The 17,295-nt window shown below is 61.3% G+C and carries 19 protein-coding genes; 17 read left to right on the forward strand and 2 right to left on the reverse strand.

Features of this window, described 5'->3' with window-relative positions; genetic code table 11:
• The first annotated feature begins 27 nt into the window (after window positions 1-27).
• The 10 genes from flaF (at window position 28) to AYK65_RS03350 (ending at window position 6,582) form a co-directional block, all read left to right on the forward strand.
• Window positions 28-375, forward strand: a complete 348-nt coding sequence (flaF, locus tag AYK65_RS03305; protein ID WP_026613201.1) for a flagellar biosynthesis regulator FlaF — start codon at window positions 28-30, stop codon at window positions 373-375.
• Complete coding sequence (flbT, locus tag AYK65_RS03310; protein ID WP_026613200.1) at window positions 372-821, forward strand: flagellar biosynthesis repressor FlbT; 450 nt, start codon at window positions 372-374, stop codon at window positions 819-821. The genes flaF and flbT overlap by 4 nt, the downstream gene beginning before the upstream one ends.
• The gene (gene flgD, locus AYK65_RS03315) at window positions 812-1,228 is read left to right on the forward strand and encodes a flagellar hook assembly protein FlgD (protein WP_026613199.1); all 417 of its coding nucleotides are present in this window, start codon (window positions 812-814) and stop codon (window positions 1,226-1,228) included. Before flbT ends, flgD begins: the two co-directional genes overlap by 10 nt.
• A 6-nt stretch (window positions 1,229-1,234) precedes the next feature.
• Window positions 1,235-1,501 carry a flagellar biosynthesis protein FliQ gene (gene fliQ, locus AYK65_RS03320; protein ID WP_026613198.1) on the forward strand — a complete coding sequence of 89 codons (267 nt, stop codon included), beginning with the start codon at window positions 1,235-1,237 and terminating at the stop codon, window positions 1,499-1,501.
• 116 nt (window positions 1,502-1,617) lie between these two features.
• Entirely contained in the window at window positions 1,618-3,705 is a 2,088-nt protein-coding gene (gene flhA, locus AYK65_RS03325; RefSeq protein ID WP_026613197.1) for a flagellar biosynthesis protein FlhA, read from the forward strand.
• The gene (gene fliR / locus AYK65_RS03330; RefSeq protein ID WP_026613196.1) at window positions 3,702-4,454 is read left to right on the forward strand and encodes a flagellar biosynthetic protein FliR; all 753 of its coding nucleotides are present in this window, start codon (window positions 3,702-3,704) and stop codon (window positions 4,452-4,454) included. Before flhA ends, fliR begins: the two co-directional genes overlap by 4 nt.
• Window positions 4,455-4,459: 5 nt before the next feature.
• On the forward strand, window positions 4,460-4,873 hold the full coding sequence (locus AYK65_RS03335; RefSeq protein WP_046119779.1) for a hypothetical protein: 414 nt from the start codon (window positions 4,460-4,462) through the stop codon (window positions 4,871-4,873).
• Window positions 4,874-4,962: 89 nt separating this feature from the next.
• Window positions 4,963-5,514 carry a rod-binding protein gene (locus AYK65_RS03340; RefSeq protein ID WP_026613194.1) on the forward strand — a complete coding sequence of 184 codons (552 nt, stop codon included), beginning with the start codon at window positions 4,963-4,965 and terminating at the stop codon, window positions 5,512-5,514.
• Between the two features lie 130 nt (window positions 5,515-5,644).
• Complete coding sequence (locus AYK65_RS03345) at window positions 5,645-6,013, forward strand: hypothetical protein (RefSeq protein ID WP_026613193.1); 369 nt, start codon at window positions 5,645-5,647, stop codon at window positions 6,011-6,013.
• Window positions 6,013-6,582, forward strand: a complete 570-nt coding sequence (locus AYK65_RS03350; RefSeq protein ID WP_046119778.1) for a hypothetical protein — start codon at window positions 6,013-6,015, stop codon at window positions 6,580-6,582. Before AYK65_RS03345 ends, AYK65_RS03350 begins: the two co-directional genes overlap by 1 nt.
• Here the strand turns inward: AYK65_RS03350 and AYK65_RS03355 are convergent.
• Window positions 6,579-7,550 carry a glycosyltransferase family 2 protein gene (locus AYK65_RS03355; protein WP_046119777.1) on the reverse strand — a complete coding sequence of 324 codons (972 nt, stop codon included), beginning with the start codon at window positions 7,548-7,550 and terminating at the stop codon, window positions 6,579-6,581. The genes AYK65_RS03350 and AYK65_RS03355 overlap by 4 nt on opposite strands.
• Window positions 7,551-7,918: 368 nt before the next feature.
• Between AYK65_RS03355 and folD the strand changes: the two genes are divergently transcribed.
• Entirely contained in the window at window positions 7,919-8,818 is a 900-nt protein-coding gene (gene folD / locus AYK65_RS03360) for a bifunctional methylenetetrahydrofolate dehydrogenase/methenyltetrahydrofolate cyclohydrolase FolD (protein WP_046119776.1), read from the forward strand.
• A 28-nt stretch (window positions 8,819-8,846) separates the two neighbouring features.
• Here the strand turns inward: folD and AYK65_RS03365 are convergent, their stop codons facing one another.
• Window positions 8,847-9,878: a substrate-binding domain-containing protein gene (locus AYK65_RS03365; protein ID WP_081157941.1), complete on the reverse strand. Its 1,032-nt coding sequence runs from the start codon at window positions 9,876-9,878 to the stop codon at window positions 8,847-8,849.
• A gap of 305 nt (window positions 9,879-10,183) precedes the next feature.
• Here AYK65_RS03365 and AYK65_RS03370 point away from each other — a divergent pair, with 305 nt between their 5' ends.
• The 6 genes from AYK65_RS03370 to AYK65_RS03395 all read left to right on the forward strand — a co-directional run bounded on the left by AYK65_RS03370 (window position 10,184) and on the right by AYK65_RS03395 (window position 17,262).
• The gene (locus AYK65_RS03370; RefSeq protein WP_081157907.1) at window positions 10,184-11,542 is read left to right on the forward strand and encodes an ABC transporter substrate-binding protein; all 1,359 of its coding nucleotides are present in this window, start codon (window positions 10,184-10,186) and stop codon (window positions 11,540-11,542) included.
• Between the two features lie 154 nt (window positions 11,543-11,696).
• The gene (locus AYK65_RS03375) at window positions 11,697-12,707 is read left to right on the forward strand and encodes a carbohydrate ABC transporter permease (protein ID WP_081157908.1); all 1,011 of its coding nucleotides are present in this window, start codon (window positions 11,697-11,699) and stop codon (window positions 12,705-12,707) included.
• Between the two features lies 1 nt (window position 12,708).
• Window positions 12,709-13,854, forward strand: a complete 1,146-nt coding sequence (locus AYK65_RS03380; protein ID WP_081157909.1) for a carbohydrate ABC transporter permease — start codon at window positions 12,709-12,711, stop codon at window positions 13,852-13,854.
• A 30-nt stretch (window positions 13,855-13,884) separates the two neighbouring features.
• On the forward strand, window positions 13,885-15,540 hold the full coding sequence (bglA, locus tag AYK65_RS03385) for a beta-galactosidase BglA (RefSeq protein WP_046119774.1): 1,656 nt from the start codon (window positions 13,885-13,887) through the stop codon (window positions 15,538-15,540).
• Window positions 15,541-15,559: 19 nt separating this feature from the next.
• Window positions 15,560-16,648: an ABC transporter ATP-binding protein gene (locus tag AYK65_RS03390; protein WP_026613184.1), complete on the forward strand. Its 1,089-nt coding sequence runs from the start codon at window positions 15,560-15,562 to the stop codon at window positions 16,646-16,648.
• Window positions 16,649-16,851: 203 nt separating this feature from the next.
• Complete coding sequence (locus AYK65_RS03395; RefSeq protein WP_026613183.1) at window positions 16,852-17,262, forward strand: hypothetical protein; 411 nt, start codon at window positions 16,852-16,854, stop codon at window positions 17,260-17,262.
• The last annotated feature ends 33 nt before the right edge of the window (window positions 17,263-17,295 follow it).

Consider the following 17,295-nt stretch of genomic DNA (forward strand, 5'->3'; position numbering starts at 1 on the left):
ATGAGGACAAGCATGAGGGATGTCTGAATGTATCAGTTTGCTTACGCCGAGATCATGGAGGAAGGCGTAGTCGTTTCCAAGGATCGAGAGCGGCAGGTCCTCGATCGTTCCATCGCGCTCCTAGAGGCGGCGAAGGAAAAGAACGGCTATTCGCGCGAGGCGATCGAGGCGGTCTATTTCACCCGACGTCTCTGGATTCGGTTCATCGAAGATCTGCGCGCGCCGGACAACCAGCTCAACGACGAACTGCGCGCCAATCTCATCTCGATCGGGATCTGGATCCTGAACGAGACGGAGAAGATTCGCAAACGCGAGTCTTCCAACTTCCAGGGCATCATAGACATTACCACCATCATCAGGGATGGACTGAAATGAAGAGCACTTTGCGTATCTCGCTGAAATCGGGCGAAAGAATCTTTGTAAACGGCGCGGTGCTTCGCGTTGACCGTAAGGTCGCCATCGAATTCCTGAACGATGTCACCTTCCTTTTGGAAAATCACGTCCTGCAGCCCGAAGATGCGACGACGCCGCTGAGACAGCTCTATTTCATCGCCCAGATGATCCTCATCAATCCGGAAGGCGCCGAGCAGTCGACCGCCATGTTCCGCAAGTCGATCGTCATGCTGCTCGCCTGCTTCAAGAACGAAGAGGTGCTGGCGGAATTGAAGCGCATCGACGGCCTCGTCACACAAGGGCGCGCCTTCGAGGCGCTGAAAGCGATCCGCGGACTTTACCCGATCGAGGATCGCATCCTCAATGCGCAGGAATTGACACCGTCAACGGTGGAACAGATTCGCAAGGAGATCGCACCATGGCGGTAAGCGGCGTCAGCACGACTTCGACCAGCTACACACCGACCGTTTCCGGCACGGAATCGACGAGCGATGCGAGCGCGGCGACGCTCAACTACGAGAACTTCCTGAAGCTGCTCGTAGCGCAGATGAAGAACCAGGATCCGACGGAGCCGATGGACGCGTCGGAGCAGATCGCGCAGCTTGCGACCTTCTCGCAGGTGGAGCAGACGATCAAGACCAACAAGAACCTCGAAAGCCTGCTGCAGCGCACTTCGCTCAGCGAAGCGGACGCGGTGATCGGCAAAACGGTTACCAGTGCTGACGGCAAGACGACTGGTGTCGTCAAGGAGGTGAAACTATACTCCGATGGAATCATCGCCGTGCTGGATACGGGCAAGGAGCTCGTCATCGGCCCGGGTGTCAAAGTGAAGTGAGCTCCCATGAATGAGGCAGATGCCCTCGACATCGTACAGGCCGCGATCTGGACCGTGATCGTGGCCTCGGGGCCTGCCGTTCTGGCCGCAATGGTGGTCGGCGTCGTCATCGCCTTCATTCAGGCCCTGACGCAGGTTCAGGAAATGACGCTGACCTTCGTCCCGAAGATCCTCGCCGTGATGATTACGGCAGCCATTTCGGCGCCCTTCGTCGGCGCACAGATATCAATCTTCACCGACATCGTCTTTTCTCGGATACAGTCCGGGTTCTAGAGCGAAGCACACCTTTCGCATACCACCTTCGCGCAAGCTTGGACCTTTAGGTCTTCCGTCATACGTTGGGCAGCTTCGTGATCGCTGCCCGCCTCTCATGAAGAGACGGAAGAGACATGGCACAACAGGCGACGCTGACCATCCCGAAACTTGCACCCAAGAGCCGGGACATCGGCTTTGCGCTCGGGATCGTAATGATCCTGTCGATCCTGTTCCTGCCGATTCCTCCCTTCCTGATCGATCTCGGGCTTGCCTTCTCGATCTCCTTCTCGGTCCTGATCCTCATGGTCGCGCTCTGGATCCAGCGGCCGCTCGATTTCTCGTCCTTCCCGACAATCCTCCTGATCTCCACCATGACGCGCCTGGCTCTGAATATCGCCACGACGCGCGTCATCCTCTCCCATGGGCATGAGGGCCATGGTGCCGCCGGCGGCGTCATTTCCGGTTTCGCAAGCCTCGTCATGTCCGGCGACTTCGTCATCGGTCTCATCGTCTTCCTGATCCTGATCACGGTGAATTTCATCGTCATCACCAAGGGCGCCACGCGCATCGCCGAAGTCGGCGCCCGCTTCACGCTGGATGCGATCCCGGGCAAGCAGATGTCGATCGACGCCGATCTCTCGGCCGGGTTGATCGATGAGAAGGAGGCGCAGCGGCGCCGCCGCGAGCTCGAGGAGGAGAGCTCCTTCTACGGCGCGATGGACGGCGCGTCGAAGTTCGTCCGCGGCGATGCGATCGCCGGCCTGATCATCACGGCCATCAACATCTTCGGCGGCATCATCATCGGCTATCTGCGGCACGGCATGCCGATCGGCGAGGCGGCCGACGTCTTCGTCAAGCTTTCCGTCGGCGACGGCCTGGTCTCGCAGATCCCGGCGCTCATCGTCTCGCTTGCCGCGGGCCTTTTGGTCTCGCGCGGCGGCACCGCCGGCTCCACCGATCAGGCCGTCATCGGCCAGCTCAGCGGCTATCCGCGGGCGCTCATGGTCGCCGCCGGTCTCGTCGTGCTGCTTTCGGTCATGCCGGGGCTGCCCTTCCTGCCCTTCGCTGCGCTTGGCGGCGGCATGGCCTTCCTGGGTTGGATCATTCCGAGGCAGATCGAGGCCGCGAATGCCGAGAAGCGGGCTGAGGAGGCGGCGAAGGCGCAGCAGACCAAGGAGAGCGACAAGGACTCCGTCAAGTCGGTCTTGAAGACGGCGGAGATCGAACTGCTCCTCGGCAAGCAGGTTTCGACGCGGCTTCTCGGGGCGCACCAGGAACTCGCCTTCCGGGTCGGCAAGATGCGCCGGAAATTCGCCCTCCAATACGGCCTCGTCGTTCCGGAGATCAAGGTTTCCGACGACATCACCATTCCGGACAAGGCCTACCATGTCCGCATCCACGGAACGACGATCGCGTCCAATACGGTTCGCGTCGGCGAGGTGCTGGTGGTGACCGGCGGCGGGCGGCGGCCGAGCGTGCCGGGCGACGACATCCGCGAGCCGGCTTTCGGCATGCCGGCGGTGTCGATCCTCGAGACCTTCACCGAAGACCTGAAGCGCGAGGGTTTCCACCCGATCGACAACGTCTCGGTGGTTCTGACGCATCTGAGCGAGGTGATCCGCAACAACTTGCCGCAGCTTCTCTCCTACAAGGACGTGAAGGTGTTGATCGAGCGGCTCGACCCGGAATACCGCAAGCTCGCGGACGAGATCTGCACCTCGCACATGTCCTATTCCGGCCTGCAGGCGGTGTTGAAGCTGTTGCTTGCCGAACGCGTTTCGATCCGCAACTTGCACCTCATCCTCGAAGCCGTCGCCGAACTGGCGCCGCATGTGCGCAAGACCGAGCAAATCGTCGAGCATGTGCGCGTGCGCATGTCGCAACAGCTTTGCGGCGATCTCGCCGACAACGGCGTGCTGCGCGTGCTTCGGCTCGGCAACAAGTGGGACATGGTCTTCCATCAGGCGCTGAAGCGCGACGCCAAGGGCGAGATCGTCGAGTTCGACATCGATCCGCGTCATCTCGAAGAATTCAGTGAACAGGCAACGAAGGTTATCCGTGAACATCTCGATCGCGGCATGCCCTTCGTGCTGGTAAGTTCGCCCGAATCCCGCTCATATGTGCGCATGATCATCGAACGCCTCTTCGCCACATTGCCAGTGCTTTCCCATGTCGAGCTTGCCAAGGGGCTTGAGATCAAGATCATCGGCTCGATTTCATGATCAACGACCCCGAGGGCACGGTGCTGGCGCTGTTCGCAGCCTTCTGCCGGATAGGCGGCTGCGTCATGATCATGCCGGGCTTTTCGGCGGCACGCGTTCCGATGCAGGTGAGGCTCTTCATCGCCGTGGCTCTCTCGATGGCTATCCTGCCCATCATGTGGACGGACATCTATCCGCAGGTGACGGGGAAGGACCATACCTACATTTACCTCATCGCCACCGAGACCGTCGTTGGCGCGGTCATCGGGCTCGTCGCGCGCTATTACGTGCTCGGGCTGCAGTTCGCCGGCACAGCGATGACCATGCTGATCGGCTTCAGCCCACCGCCGACGGCCGACGTGCTTGAAGATACGGCGGAAAACCAGCTCACCAGCATGATCAGCTTTACCGGCTTGCTCATTCTCTTCATGCTGGATTTCCACCACGTCATCTTCGAAGCGATCGCCCAATCCTACCGCGTCATGCCGATCGGTGTCGGCTTCGATGCGCACGGCATGCTGATTACGCTCACGGATTCGCTTGGGCAGACCTTCATGATCATGCTGAGGCTCGCAAGCCCCTTCCTGATCTACGGCCTCCTGTTCAACGTCGCGATCGGCATGGTCAACAAGCTGGCGCCGCAGATCCCGATCTACTTCATCTCCCAACCCTACCTCATCATGGGCGGTATGTTTCTCCTCTATCTCGGCATCGCGGCGATGCTGCGCCTCTTCGCCGATGGCTTCGGGCCGGTCATGCAGGGCGGCTAGAGACGATGAAGCCGCGTTCGGAGAAGCTGAAACGCCTGGTCGCCGTTCAACGGCACCTGGAGCGAATGGCCGAAAGCGAACTCGTCGAGACCACCCGCCAACGCGCGGCGCTTGCCGAGACGATCGACGTCGTCGTCGACGCGATGGGATCGGCCCATCCGATGCATCGCATGTTTTCGGGCCATTACGCCTCGCAGCTCGGACGGCTCGTGCAGAAGGATCAGATGTTGCTCGGCATCCAGCAGGTGCACGAATCCCGCATGCTGAAGGAACGCGCCAAGGGCGACCGACTCGAGGAGAGCATGAAGGATGCACGCGTGTCGGAGGAGCGAGAGGCGGCCGACAATTCGATCCTCGATCTCATCGACCAGCATGTCTCGGTCGATGCGCCAGCTTCCCGTAAGGTTGACGGGCGATAGTACGTCATCCGGTGGCGCACCTGGCCTTCCGGTTCGGGACATGGATGGCGTCGCGAAGACGCCGGCTTCCGGTTTTGAGAGGATTTGACATGGCTATTTCCCCGCCCAGCGATCTCGTGATGGATGTCGTCCGTGCAGCGGATCCGGCGGAAGTGCAGGAGGCCCAGGCGCGGCTCAAGGCCAATCGCGCGGCCTTCCAGGCGACAAGCCTTGCAGAGAACGGCAAAGGCTTTGCTGCTGCCGTTTCGGTCCTTAATCCCTCCGACGGATCGAGCGGGCTCGGCGACATCAACAACCACGTCGAGCAGAAGAAGATTCCCGAGACCTACCGCAAGTTCGAGGCGATGGTCTTGCAGAACTTCGTCAAATCCATGCTGCCGAGCGAAAGCGAGAACGTCTTCGGCAAAGGCACTTCCGGCGACATCTGGAAGAGCATGATGGCCGAGCAGATCGGCGACGTTCTCGCCAAGGGCGGCGGCATCGGCATTGCCGAGCAAATGGTCGGCGACGATGCCAGCGACCGCGTCAACGCCTCGGTCGACGGCAACAGCCTGAACCTCGCCGCGAGCATGGTTCAGGAATACGAGCGCAAAGCGCTCTCGACCTTTTTGAGCAGTGACGAAAAGAAGAAGCAGGCCTAAGCGCATCCCGCTCTAGGGCGGGCAAGCGTACGCGGTTTTCCATCCCGCGTCTGAACGACTTAAATCGCGTGGGAGTGCGCGGGCATCGTCCCGCCAGCGTCCTGCGACAATGCATATGGGGAGTTGATTTATGGAAGCTGTGGCATCCAATGACCTGCGGATACAGAATGTTCTCGGCCGGTTGGAGATGATCATCGACAACGAGAACAGCCGCATCGGCGTGGACCCCGATTTCGACATCAAGACGTCGAACGCTCATAAGAGCCGTTGCCTTTACGAGTTGACGATGCTTCATCGCGATGCCGCGCCCGGCGAAATCTCGCCCGCCTTCGTCTCGCAGACGCGTCATCTCCGCAACAAGCTGCAGATCAATGCCCAGAAAGTCGCCGCGCATCTGGAGGCCGTACGTTCCGTCGTCGATATCCTGAAGACGGCGGCCCAGGATGCGGATGCGGACGGCATCTATACCGAAGCGCAATTCCGCTATAGCGATTTCTGATGCTGAAGCTCGTTCTTACCGGTGTCTGGGTCTGCGCCGTCACGCTCGGATCCGTGTATTTTTCGATGCAGCACGCGTCGGCGCCTGCGATTTCGGACGCCGAGGCCGACCGTCGCGCATCGGAGGAATATGTGCCGGGGGAAATCATAACCGTTCCCGCCATCAAGGATGGGGCCGTGCAAGGCTATTTCCTTGCAAAGCTCTCCTTCTCGGCGACGAGAGAAGGCATTGCGAAGCTGCATGCGCCGCTTCGGCAGCTCGTCACCGACGAGCTCTATGACATGCTTGTCGGCTCGACGTACATCGATATCGCCGACACCGAGACCTTCGACCTGCCGGGCTTCAAAGGTGCGGTCAAGGACGGCCTCAACAAGAAGCTCGGGAGTGAAGTCATCACCGAGGTCCTGGTCGAGCAGCTCGAATATCTGACCAAGGACGACGTCGAACGTGTGGCGAACAGCCAGAACAGGCCGTACCAGAAGCCGGTCCCGGTCATCGACAAAAATGGGAAGGTTGCGGCTGACAAGATACCGGAAGGCGCCGTGTCCGCGACCGCCAGCGCGCATTAATCCTGCGCGTGGTTTGAGCCGACCTTGGCCGTCAGGCGGCCGATCGCAACATAGAGGGGATAGAGGCTCGCGGCGGCAAGACCGGTCTCCGCCCACAGTCTGAGGCCGACCGGCAGAGCCATGACGAGCAGGCCGAGGGATTTACCGAGCGTCCGCAAACGACCGGCGAGCGTTGCATCGCGCTGATGCTCCAGAATTGTCGAGATCGCACCTTTTTCGAGGCAGCGGGCGCGAACCCACGACGTCGTCGTGTGATGGACCGGGACTGTTTCCGCCACCCAGGCCTCCGCTGCCCAAGCAAGCGAGAACCCTTTCGCCCTGCACCGATCGAAGAAGTCCGCGTCGCCGACACCGACGATGTTGAGCGCCGGATTGAGAAACGGCTGAGGCATCCCGTCGAGCACCCGTCGTGTGATCAGGACGTTGCCTGCGGAATAGAGAATGGGTACCGGCCCGGTCTCGTCATAAGGGGGCTTGAAAACGGGATGCCGCTTCCATTTCTGGTCCCGCGGGTGCTGAAAGACGGGCAGTTGCGGACCACCGACGATGTCCGCCCCATGGGCGTCCCGGACCGCGACAAGACAATCCAGCCATTCGGGAGCAGCGACCTCGTCATCATAGATGGCGGCGAGCACGGCGAGGTTGGGGTAGAGATTGAGGGCGGCCGCCCAACCGGCGTTACATGCATGGGCGAGCCCGCGGCTTCGAACGACGATAATGGCGGAATCCAACGCGTGCCGGACGAGGAAATCCTTCGCCGCTCGCGCCCCTGCCAGACCGTCCGCGTCGTTTTCGACGACGATGGTCGCCAAAGGTACGTCCGGCCGCTGCGAGACGATGGTTTTCAGCGTCTTGAGGAGGTGGTCCGGTCGGCGGAACGTCGGCACGACGATGACGAGTTCGATATCTGCCGCGTCTTCCAGCCTGGTCTGGAAATGGATGGAAACACCCTCGACGTTCGACGTCATCGTCAAAATCCGCGTACAGAGTTAGGCAATCACTGCAACAAAATCTTCCTGAAGAGATGAGCCGAAAACGGCTTTCAGATGAGAAGTTTACGCCGCGCGTGAGCACATTGCAAAAGCCGAATTGATGGCTTGGGGGTACCACTCAGCGCTGCCTGCGCCGGCGCAGCGGTGCCTCAGCGAATCTTGCGTGACAGGACGGGTCTTTCATCAATGCAAGGAAATGGGGTTGGCGGCCTGCCGGAAGCCGCGTCGGCGTCTTTAGGCTCTTGCATTTATGCGTTTGGAACAGCATAGGGCGCATGCAGGCAATCGCTTGAGGCCGCGTAATTTAAAGTGTGCCGCATTCAGGACCAGCCGGGAGACATGCCGTGACGACTGTGATTGATGGCAAGAACGTTGCCGCTTCGGTCATCGAAATCGTGAAATCCGCCACCAGGGCGCTGGAAAGCGAAACGGGCGTGCGGGCGGGACTCGCGGTGGTCATCGTCGGCGACGATCCGGCAAGCCACGCCTATGTGTCGGCGAAGAGCAAGATGGCTAAGGAGTGCGGCTTCCTGTCGGTCCAGCATACGCTGCCCGAAGAGACCTCGCAGGAGGAACTGGCCGCACTGGTCGCGGAGCTCAATGCCGACCCGTCCATCCACGGCATTCTCGTGCAACTGCCCCTACCGAAACATCTCCAGTCCGAACCGATCATCCAGTCGATCCAGCCGGAGAAGGATGTCGACGGGCTGCACGTCGTCAATGCCGGCAAGGTCGCGACCGGCGATCTCGAAGGCGGCCTCGTCTCCTGCACGCCGGCCGGCGCCATGGTCTTCGTGCGCCGCAACTACGGAGAGGATCTTTCCGGCCTCAATGCCGTCGTCATCGGTCGCTCAAACCTCTTCGGCAAGCCGATGTCGGCGTTGCTTCTCGCGGCGAACGCGACGGTCACGACGGCGCATTCTCGCACCAAGGACCTTGCCGGCGTCTGCCGCAACGCCGACATCCTTGTCGCCGCGGTCGGCCGTCCGGAGATGGTCAAGGCCGATTGGGTCAAGCCCGGTGCCATGGTCATCGATGTCGGGATCAATCGCGTCCCGGCGCCGGAGCGCGGCGAAGGCAAGACGAAGCTCGTTGGCGACGTCGCTTTCGAGGAATGCGCCAAGGTCGCAAGCGTGATTACGCCTGTGCCGGGGGGCGTCGGACCGATGACGATCGCCATGCTGATGGCGAACACGATCATCGCCGCCTGCCGCAAGGCCGGCCGCAAGCCGCCGAAGTTCTGAGAACACGGGGGGGCGCATTCGATCCCGCTTATCGGCCGGGTACCGGTCCCGTCGAGGCCCGCACGATCAGCTCGGCGCGCCAAAGCTCCTGCTCGGGATAGTCTCCGCGGTTGAGGATGCCGCCGATCAGCCGCTTGGCGATGCGCGCGCCTGCGGCCCTGAGCGAAGAGCGCGTCGTCGTCAGCGGCACGCTGAAGTTTTCTGGTTTCAGCATCGGCAGGACGTCGTCATGAGCGATGACGGAGATGTCGCTGCCGATTGCGAGACCTGCCTGGTTGATCGCGCGCACGGCCCCGAGCGCCAGCACCGTACTCGAGCAGAGAACCGCGGTCGGCGGATCCGGCCGCCCGAGGAAACGCCGCATGCTGCGATAACCGTATTCGTCCGTCATAGCCGAATGATGGACCAGCGCCTCGTCCAGTCGCAGCCCCTTTTCCTCGAGAGCGCGTACCACGCCCTTTTTCCGGCGGATGGAGAAGCTCAGATAGTCCGGCCCGTTGATGAGCGCGATCCGATGATGGCCGAGCTGGATGAGAAGCTTCGTCGCATCATAGAACGCGCCCGTATTGTCGATATCGAGAAACGGATAATCCCGCGGGCCGCCGATCGAGCGGCCGTGCACGACGAAGGGAATCGAGAGCGACTTCAATATGGCGATGCGGGGATCGTTCGCGCGCATGTAGGCAATAAAGACCGCATCGACATTGCCGCTCGCCGCCAGCCGCCGGAACGTCGCCTCCTCGTCGTCAGGCGCACTCGGGTTCAGCACGAAGTGGAAGTCGTGCTTCACTGCCTCCTCGGCGAGCCCGGCTAGGAATTCGCCGAAATGGATATCGGAATCGATGCCGGAAGCGATCGGCATGACGAGACCTATGGAATAGGCCTTGCCGGTCGCGAGCCGCTGCGCAGCGCGGTTGGGCCGATAGCCCGTCTCGCGTACCGCCTGCAAAACGCGCTTCCGCGTTTCGGCATTGACTTCCGGGTAGCCGTTGAGCGCCCGGCTGACGGTCGTCTGCGACAGGCCGAGCTGCTGCGCGAGCTGCTTGAGATTGACCGCCATGCTCATTATTCCTCCCAAAGCGCTTTGGGTATCCTTTTCATTTTTCCCGTTTCAGCAAGCGCCTTTTACGTCCTCTATCACTCGTGCTTGCCTGGAAAAAGCGAAAACCCGCGTTTGGCGCCGCAAAAATGCTACCGCAGAGCAAAAATGCGGCGCCTGGAGGCGTCAGAGGAAAGCTCTTGACTCTTCCCCCGCGGCAAGGGAGTGTTAGCGAGCTCAAAGCGCTTTGAATTTGCCTTTGAATTCGTGCCTGACGATCCACCCGCGACGCTACGTCCCGGGTTTTCTTTTGGGGAGGACTAGACGTGAAGAGATCATTGCTGTGGGGCGCTGCTGCGCTCGCATTGCTTGCGGGCAGCGCCGGCGCTGCCGACCTGAAGTTCAAGCCGGGCGAAGATTCCAAGTTCAACTGGGCGAGCTTCGAGGAGTTCAAGAAGGGCCATGATCTGAAGGGCCAGACGCTCACGATATTCGGGCCTTGGCGCGGCGAGGACGAAGCCCTGTTCAAGAGCGTTTATGCGTATTTCGCCGAGGCGACGGGGGTGGAGGTCAAGTACTCGTCCTCCGAGAACTACGAGCAGCAGATCGTCATCGACACGCAGGCAGGCAGCCCGCCGGATGTGGCGATTCTACCGCAGCCGGGTCTGATTGCCGACCTCGCCGCCAAGGGCCTTCTGACGCCGCTCGGCGACGAAACCAAGCAATGGCTCCTCGACAATTATGCCGCCGGTCAGTCCTGGGTGGACCTTTCCACCTATAACGGCAAGGACGGCCAGCCGGCGCTCTACGCCTTCCCCTACAAGATTGATGTGAAGTCGCTCGTCTGGTACGTGCCGGAAAACTTCGAGGATGCCGGCTACGAAGTCCCGAAGACTATGGAGGAATTGAAGGCGCTGACGGAGCAAATCGCCGAGGACGGCGAGAAGCCCTGGTGCATTGGGCTCGGCTCCGGTGGTGCAACGGGCTGGCCCGCGACCGACTGGGTCGAGGATCTGATGCTGCGCACGCAGCCCGCCGACGTCTATGACAAGTGGGTCAAGAATGAGATCCCGTTCACCGATCCGGCGATCACCGCGGCGCTCGATGAGTTCGGTTGGTTCGCGCGCAACGACAAGTTCGTCGACGGCGGCGCGGCGGCTGTCGCCTCGACCGATTTCCGCGACAGTCCCAAGGGCCTCTTCGCCTCTCCGCCGAAGTGCTACCTGCATCACCAGGCCTCGTTCATTCCGTCCTTCTTCCCAGAGGGAACGGTCGTCGGGGAAGATGCCGACTTCTTCTACATGCCGCCTTACGAGAGCAAGAAGGAGCTCGGCAATCCGGTGCTCGGCGCAGGCACGCTCGCGATGATCACAAAGGATACGCCGGCCGCGCGCGCCTTCATCGAGTTTCTGAAGACCCCGATCGCGCACGAGGTCTGGATGGCGCAGACCAGCTTCCTGACGCCCTACAAGAGCGTCAATGTCGACGTCTACGGCAACCCGCCGCTCAAGAAGCAGGGCGAGATCCTGCTGAGCGCCACGACCTTCCGTTTCGACGGCTCCGACCTGATGCCCGGCAAGATCGGTGCGGGCGCCTTCTGGACCGGCATGGTCGATTTCGTGGGCGGCAAGTCCTCCGCCGATGTGGCGGCCGGCGTGCAGAAAGCGTGGGACGCGATCAAGTAAAGCCAGTTGAGGCGGACGATGGGGCCATCGTCCGCCTGTTCCTCATTTCGGACGGCCTTCGGACATGCGGGCGGTCCCAACCAAAACGGTAGCAGCCGTCACACGAGGCGCCCGATGAGGCGTCTCCGAAGGCGTGAGAGGGGAGGAATGTGTCATGGAGCAATTGGTTGCTGCCATTCTCACGATGGTGGCCGGTGTTCTGGTCTGCGCGGCCTATTTCTGGGGCACGAATTTGATTCTCGACCGGATCTTCCCTTCCAAAGGGAAGTTCGGTGCCGTCGCGTCCCGCAATCTGCGTATCGCGAACAGCATCCGCCCCTGGCTGTTCCTTGCGCCGGCACTGCTGGCGCTGACGCTCTATCTCGTCTACCCCGTCGCCCAATCGGTCTGGCTGAGCCTGCACGACAGGGGCGGCCAGAACTTCGTCGGGATCAGCAACTATCAATGGATGGTCAACGACGGCGAATTCCGGCAGTCGATCTTCAACAACTTCCTCTGGCTCCTGGTGGTTCCGGCGCTCTCTACCTTCTTCGGGCTTATCATCGCTGCGCTGACTGATCGGATCTGGTGGGGCAACATTGCCAAGACGCTGATCTTCATGCCGATGGCGATCTCCTTCGTCGGCGCGGCCGTGATATGGAAATTCATTTACGACTATCGCGCCGCAGGTACGGAGCAGATCGGCCTTCTGAACGCGATCGTCGTCGCCTTCGGCGGTGAGCCGCAGGCCTGGATCACGCTGCCCTTCTGGAACAACTTCTTCCTGATGGCCATCCTCGTCTGGATCCAGACCGGCTTTGCCATGGTCATCCTTTCGGCGGCGCTGCGCGGCATCCCGGAGGAGACGATCGAGGCGGCGGTGATCGATGGCGCCAATGGCTGGCAGATCTTCTTCAAAATCATGGTGCCGCAGATCTGGGGCACGATCGCGGTCGTCTGGACCACCATCACCATCCTCGTTCTCAAGGTCTTCGATATTGTGCTGGCGATGACGAACGGTCAGTGGCAGAGCCAGGTGCTCGCCAACCTGATGTTCGATTGGATGTTCCGCGGCGGCGGCGATTTCGGTCGCGGCGCATCGATCGCCGTGGTCATCATGGTCCTCGTCATCCCGATCATGATCTGGAATATCCGCAATGCTGCCAAGGAAGCGGGGGGCCGCTGAAATGAATCCGTCCACCCGTTCGCCGCTCATGTGCGCGGTTCATCTGTCCGTCCTGCTTCTGGTCCTGCTCTGGACCATGCCGACGGCGGGCCTTTTGATTTCATCCCTGCGCGACAAGGATCAGCTCGCCGTGTCCGGCTGGTGGACGGCGCTTGCCACCTCCTCACGCAATGCGGTCGCACGCGCACCGTCGCCCGAAAGCCAGGTCGAGCGCGACGGCAAGTTCGTGATTTCCGGCAACGTGCTCGAAGGCCAGGGCGGCCAGATTTCCGCCTTCGGCTTTTCCAGCCGCGAGCCCGCCAAATTCAAACCTGGCGAGACGGCCGAGCTCAATGACGGCGAAAGGCTGACGGTACAGGCTGACGGCAGCTTCGAGATCGTCTCGGATCAGCGGATGGAGGGATCGCGCGGCCAGCGAATCTTCTTCACGGCCTCGACGCCGCCGCGCTTCACGCTCGACAACTACGCCGAGGTTCTGAGCGCGGCAGGCATCGGCAGGTCCTTCCTCAATTCGTTGACCGTTGCCGTCCCGTCCACGGTTATCCCTATCCTGATCGCCGCCTTCGCCGCCTATGCGCTTGCCTGGATGCCCTTTCCGGGGCGCGCACTGCTGCTCGCCGTCGTCGTCGGCCTGCTCGTAGTGCCTCTGCAAATGTCGCTTATTCCGCTGCTGCAGCTTTACAACGGGGTCGGCGCTTTCTTCGGCGTCCCGGCCAAGACCTATATGGGCATCTGGCTTGCCCATACCGGCTTCGGTCTGCCGCTGGCGATCTATCTGCTGCGCAACTACATGGCCGGGCTGCCGCGCGAGATCATGGAATCCGCGCGGGTGGATGGTGCCAGCGATTTCGAGATCTTCGTCAAGATCGTCCTGCCTCTGTCTTTCCCGGCGCTCGCCTCCTTTGCCATTTTCCAGTTCCTGTGGACCTGGAACGATCTTCTCGTCGCTCTGGTCTTCCTCGGCGCGGGCGACGACGAGTTGGTGCTGACCGGGCGGCTCGTCAACCTTCTCGGCTCGCGCGGCGGCAATTGGGAAATCCTCACCGCCTCCGCCTTCATTACCATCATCGTTCCGTTGATCGTCTTCTTCGCCCTGCAGCGCTATCTCGTTCGCGGCCTGCTGGCGGGATCGGTCAAGGGCGGCTGATCCCATTCACGACAAGGACCACCAGAACATATGAACACGACAGAAACGACGAGCTCTCTTCTGCGGCCCGACAAGGATTGGTGGCGCGGAGCGGTGATCTACCAGATCTATCCGCGTTCCTTTCAGGACACGAATGGCGACGGGATCGGCGATCTGAAGGGCATCACCGCCCGCCTGCCGCATGTCGCGTCGCTCGGCGCAGACGCGATCTGGATCTCGCCCTTTTTCACCTCGCCGATGAGGGACTTCGGTTACGACGTCTCGAACTACAAGGATGTCGATCCGATCTTCGGCACGCTTGAGGATTTCGACGCGCTGATCGCCGAGGCGCACCGGCTCGGCCTCCGCGTGATGATCGACCTCGTCCTGTCGCACACGTCGGACCAGCATCCCTGGTTCGTCGAAAGCCGCTCGAGCCGCAGCAACGCCAAGGCGGACTGGTATGTCTGGGCGGATTCGAAGCCCGACGGCACGCCGCCCAACAACTGGCTGTCGATCTTCGGCGGCTCTGCCTGGGCCTGGGACCCGACCCGACTGCAATATTACCTGCACAATTTCCTGACCTCGCAGCCGGACCTGAACCTGCACAACCCCGAGGTTCAGGAAGCACTCCTTGCCGTCGAACGATTCTGGCTGGAACGGGGCGTCGACGGTTTCCGCCTCGACACCATCAACTTCTATTTTCACGACAAGCAATTGCGCGACAATCCGGCGTTGGCGCCGGAGCGGCGCAATGCCTCGACGGCGCCGGCGGTCAACCCATACAACTACCAAGAACATATCTACGACAAGAACCGGCCGGAGAATCTGGAATTCCTGAAGCGCTTCCGGGCGGTAATGGACGAATTTCCCGCGATCGCCGCGGTCGGCGAGGTCGGCGATAGCCAACGCGGTCTTGAGATCGCCGGCGAATACACGTCCGGCGGCGACAAGGTGCATATGTGCTACGCCTTCGAGTTCCTGGCGCCGGATACGCTGACGCCCCATGGCGTCGCCGAGGTGCTGCTGGACTTTCAGAAGGCGGCGCCGGAGGGCTGGGCCTGCTGGGCTTTTTCGAACCACGACGTCGTCCGCCACGTCAGCCGCTGGGGTCACCGCATCGCCGATCACGATGCGCATGCCAAGCTGCTCGCAAGCCTCTTGATGTCCTTGCGTGGTTCCGTCTGCATCTATCAGGGCGAGGAACTGGCGCTGACCGAAGCGGAACTCGCCTACGAGGATCTTCGCGACCCTTACGGCATTCAGTTCTGGCCCGACTTCAAGGGGCGGGACGGCTGCCGCACGCCGATGGTATGGGAGAGCCTGCCGGATGGAGGCTTCAGCGACGCGAAGCCCTGGCTGCCGATTTCGGAGAGCCACCTGTCGCAGGCCGTCGCCGTGCAGGAGGGCGATCCGAAGTCGGTCCTGCAGCACTACCGCCGCTTCCTGCAGTTCAGGAAGGCGTATCCGGCTTTTGCCAAAGGCGAGATCGAGTTCGTCGAGACCAAGGGATCCGTGCTCGCCTTCCTGCGCAGCTTTGGCAACGAGAAACTCTTCTGCCTCTTCAACATGAGCGGTGAACCGGTCACGAAGGAATTGCCGCGCGCGCGGCTGGAAGTGCTCGAAGGCCACGGCTTCGTCTTTGAGATTATGGACAACGAGGTCAATCTACCGGCCTGGGGCGCGTTTTTCGCGCGCCTGGTCTGAGAAGCGAGGGGAGGGTGCAATGACGGGCCTGCTGCTAAAAGATATCCGCAAGTCCTACGGGGCGGTCGATGTCATTCACGGTATCAATCTCGATATCAAGCAGGGCGAATTCGTCGTCTTCGTCGGCCCGTCCGGCTGTGGCAAATCGACCTTGCTGCGGATGATCGCGGGTCTGGAGGAAATTACCGGCGGTGACATGTTCATCGACGGCGAGCGGGTCAACGACGTACCGCCGTCGAAGCGCGGCATTGCCATGGTGTTCCAGTCCTACGCGCTTTATCCGCACATGACGGTCTATGACAACATGGCCTTCGGCATGCGGATCGCGAGGGAATCGAAGGAGGAGATCGACCGTCGCGTCCGTGCGGCGGCGGAAATGCTCCAACTCACCCAATATCTGGATCGTCTGCCGAAGGCGCTCTCGGGTGGCCAGCGCCAGCGTGTGGCGATCGGGCGGGCGATCTGCCGTAATCCCAAGGTCTTCCTCTTCGACGAGCCTCTCTCCAATCTCGACGCCGCGCTGCGCGTCGCAACCCGCATCGAGATCGCCAAGCTCAGCGAGCGGATGTCCGATACGACGATGATCTATGTCACCCATGACCAGGTGGAGGCGATGACGCTCGCCGACCGGATCGTCGTCCTTTCCGCCGGCCATATCGAGCAGGTCGGTGCCCCGCTGGAACTCTACGAGCGACCAGCAAACCTCTTCGTCGCCCGCTTCATCGGCTCTCCGGCGATGAACGTCATTCCCGCAACGATCACGGCCGCCGGCGCGCAGACGACCGTGACGCTCGTGCGTGGAAAGTCCGTGACGCTCGACATTCCGACCGAGGCTTCCGAAAACGGCAGGAAGGCAAGTTTCGGGGTTCGGCCGGAAGACCTTGAGGTGACCGAGTCCGAGGATTTCCTGTTCGAGGGAACGGTTTCGATCGTCGAAGCGCTCGGTGAGGTCACGCTGCTCTATATAGAGGGACTCGTGGAGGGCGAGCCGATCATTGCAAAGATGCCGGGAATCCCGCGGGTCGGCCGCGGCGACAAGGTGCGCTTCACCGCCGACAAGGCGAAGCTTCACCTTTTCGATGCCGAAGGGCGCAGCTATCGGGCTTAGGCCTGCGACAACAGCGATTTACTCCTCTCCTCGGGTTTAACCCGAGGACCAGCCTTCTCGCCGCTTGCGGGGAGAAGGCGGCAGGCGGATGAGAGAGACCAGCGTTTTCGCGTGGATGCCTACTCACCCCCGCGTCGAACCAAACTCTCTGTTAAATATCATGGGTTAGCGTGATCGCAGAATGAAATGCGAAAGGCGAATTCATGCGCAGTGCAGCCCCCGTCATGTTCCGGCATTTTCTCAACAAGGAAGAGTCCTTCATGTACGATCGGGAAACGAATTTCCCGATGGAGGACACCCGGAACGACGCAAGGATCGAATTCACCGAGAAGGGGATCCAGCACCTGGCGTCGCGCCGCTGCGAGATCATCAAGCTCTCGAAAAGCAGCGCCGTGATCGGCATCCTGACGAAGTTTCACTTGCCGCAAACCTTCTATCTCGATATCCCGAGCGCCCGAATTCCCTTGATCGGCTGCCTCCTGAAGCGCGTGCACGCCAACAACGTCATCGAGGCGCGGTTCCTGCGGCTCCTGAGCGACCGCGACTTGAATCGCATCTTCGTCTACAGCACCCATCCGAACCACCGCAACCGCACGCTCGACATCTATCGCTGAACCGGGTGGTTGAAGGCCGCCGCTGACGGGCGA

Origin of the sequence: Ensifer aridi (assembly GCF_002078505.1) — a bacterium.
GTDB lineage: Bacteria > Pseudomonadota > Alphaproteobacteria > Rhizobiales > Rhizobiaceae > Sinorhizobium > Sinorhizobium aridi.

Bases quoted from the DNA above. Each gene is read 5' to 3' on its own strand.
- AYK65_RS03365 (WP_081157941.1), bottom strand. From the start codon at position 9,878: ATGGCGGTCAATCTCAAGCAGCTCGCGCAGCAGCTCGGCCTGTCGCAG.
- flhA (WP_026613197.1), top strand. From the start codon at position 1,618: ATGGCACAACAGGCGACGCTGACCATCCCGAAACTTGCACCCAAGAGC.
- AYK65_RS03375 (WP_081157908.1), top strand. From the start codon at position 11,697: ATGGAGCAATTGGTTGCTGCCATTCTCACGATGGTGGCCGGTGTTCTG.
- flgD (WP_026613199.1), top strand. From the start codon at position 812: ATGGCGGTAAGCGGCGTCAGCACGACTTCGACCAGCTACACACCGACC.
- AYK65_RS03390 (WP_026613184.1), top strand. From the start codon at position 15,560: ATGACGGGCCTGCTGCTAAAAGATATCCGCAAGTCCTACGGGGCGGTC.
- bglA (WP_046119774.1), top strand. From the start codon at position 13,885: ATGAACACGACAGAAACGACGAGCTCTCTTCTGCGGCCCGACAAGGAT.
- fliQ (WP_026613198.1), top strand. From the start codon at position 1,235: ATGAATGAGGCAGATGCCCTCGACATCGTACAGGCCGCGATCTGGACC.
- AYK65_RS03380 (WP_081157909.1), top strand. From the start codon at position 12,709: ATGAATCCGTCCACCCGTTCGCCGCTCATGTGCGCGGTTCATCTGTCC.
- AYK65_RS03395 (WP_026613183.1), top strand. From the start codon at position 16,852: ATGCGCAGTGCAGCCCCCGTCATGTTCCGGCATTTTCTCAACAAGGAA.
- flaF (WP_026613201.1), top strand. From the start codon at position 28: ATGTATCAGTTTGCTTACGCCGAGATCATGGAGGAAGGCGTAGTCGTT.
- AYK65_RS03340 (WP_026613194.1), top strand. From the start codon at position 4,963: ATGGCTATTTCCCCGCCCAGCGATCTCGTGATGGATGTCGTCCGTGCA.
- AYK65_RS03350 (WP_046119778.1), top strand. From the start codon at position 6,013: ATGCTGAAGCTCGTTCTTACCGGTGTCTGGGTCTGCGCCGTCACGCTC.
- AYK65_RS03355 (WP_046119777.1), bottom strand. From the start codon at position 7,550: ATGACGTCGAACGTCGAGGGTGTTTCCATCCATTTCCAGACCAGGCTG.
- flbT (WP_026613200.1), top strand. From the start codon at position 372: ATGAAGAGCACTTTGCGTATCTCGCTGAAATCGGGCGAAAGAATCTTT.
- AYK65_RS03335 (WP_046119779.1), top strand. From the start codon at position 4,460: ATGAAGCCGCGTTCGGAGAAGCTGAAACGCCTGGTCGCCGTTCAACGG.
- fliR (WP_026613196.1), top strand. From the start codon at position 3,702: ATGATCAACGACCCCGAGGGCACGGTGCTGGCGCTGTTCGCAGCCTTC.
- AYK65_RS03345 (WP_026613193.1), top strand. From the start codon at position 5,645: ATGGAAGCTGTGGCATCCAATGACCTGCGGATACAGAATGTTCTCGGC.